Annotated in this window: 1 protein-coding gene and 1 pseudogene; both read right to left on the reverse strand. The window is 71.1% G+C overall.

The window, feature by feature from the left end:
• Positions 1-648 precede the first annotated feature (648 nt).
• Positions 649-1311 (reverse strand): response regulator transcription factor, encoded by a 663-nt coding sequence (locus tag IG74_RS0144575; protein WP_030689541.1) that lies wholly within the window; start codon positions 1309-1311, stop codon positions 649-651.
• Positions 1312-1320: 9 nt separating this feature from the next.
• Positions 1321-1448: pseudogene (locus IG74_RS54055) on the reverse strand (sensor histidine kinase); the annotation flags it as partial.

Here is a 1448-nt window from a genome sequence, read left to right on the forward strand (position 1 = left end):
CGGGCAGTGGGTTGAAGGGGCTGCGGCAGCGGGTCGAGCTGGTCGGGGGGACCTTCGAGTTCGGTCCCCGCCCCGACGGCGGCTTCCACATCGAATCCGAGCTTCCGATCTACGTCCCGACGACGCGCAGCTGGATCCGTCCGCGGCGCCCGCGCGTGGTGGGCCAGGGCTGACGAGGCCCCCGCTGCGCCCGGCGCCCGGTCGACCGCGGTGCGGCCGGGCCGCGGTGGACCGCGGTGAGCGGCCGGGCAAGGGTGAGCTGCGGCGGGGCCGTGCAGCCGTCGGCGGCGGTCAGCCGCCGGACCATGGACGGTTGCGGCGAGTCCCGGCAGCCGCATGCATCGGCCACGGTGAGCCGTCGGGCAGCGATCGGCTGCGTGTGACCGGACGCTCGGCCGCTGCCAGCCGCCAGCGGTGGGTCTGCCGCGGCGGGGCCGGGCAATGGCCGGTCGCGGTCGAGGTGTGCCGTGGCCGGGGCGGCATGGAGAAGGCCGGAGCCTCGTGGTTCCGGCCTTCTTGGTTCCGGCCGTCTTGAGTGGGTGCGGGCTTCCTGCGTACGGCGGGAGGGGACGCCCTCGTGGGACGCGGGGCCTGTCCAGCTGCGGCTCCGGTGCACGGCCGTCGGCCCGGGCCGGCGGCCCGCCGCGCTCAGCGGCTGACGAGGCCCGCGTCGTACGCGAGCAGGCCCGCCTGGGTCCTGTTGGTGCACTCCAGCTTGACGAGCATGCGGGAGACATAGCCCTTGACGGTCGCCTCGCTCAGGAACAGCTTCGTGGCGATCTGGGCGTTCGACAGGCCCTCGCCGAGGCAGGTGAGCACGTCCGTCTCCCGCTCGGTGAGCTTGCCGACGAGGGCCTTGGCCCGCTCGCGCGCCGCGTCCTCGTCGGACGACGCCGCCACGATGCGGCGCATGGCCACGGGCGAGAGCACCGTGTGCCCGTCGGCGGCCACCCGGACCAGGCCGATCAGGTCCTCGGGCGGCGTCGACTTCACCAGAAATCCACTGGCGCCACTGCGCAGTGCCCGCATCACATACTGATCGGCGTCAAAGGTGGTAAGTGCCACGACTTTTGGTGGCTGGTCCAGTTTCATGATGCATTCGATGGCCGTGAGGCCGTCCACACCCGGCATCCGCAAATCCATGAGGACGAGATCGGGGCGATGCCGCATCACGGCCTCCACCGCGGCGGCTCCGTCGTGGGCGGCGTCGACGACGTCGATATCCTCGGCCGAACCCAAAATCGTTCTCAAATGTGCGCAGACCATGGGTTCGTCATCGACGACCAGCACCTTTACGACTTCATGCCCCATGTCGACAGTCTATCCATGGGCCGCTTCCAGAGGCAGTACGGATTCGATGTGGAAGCCGCCGTCGGGGCGGGGACCGAACTCGAAGGTCCCCCCGACCAGCTCGACCCGCTGCCGCAGCCCCTTCAACCCACTGCCCG

It is taken from the genome of Streptomyces sp. NRRL B-1347, from assembly GCF_000720325.1.
Classification (GTDB): domain Bacteria; phylum Actinomycetota; class Actinomycetes; order Streptomycetales; family Streptomycetaceae; genus Streptomyces.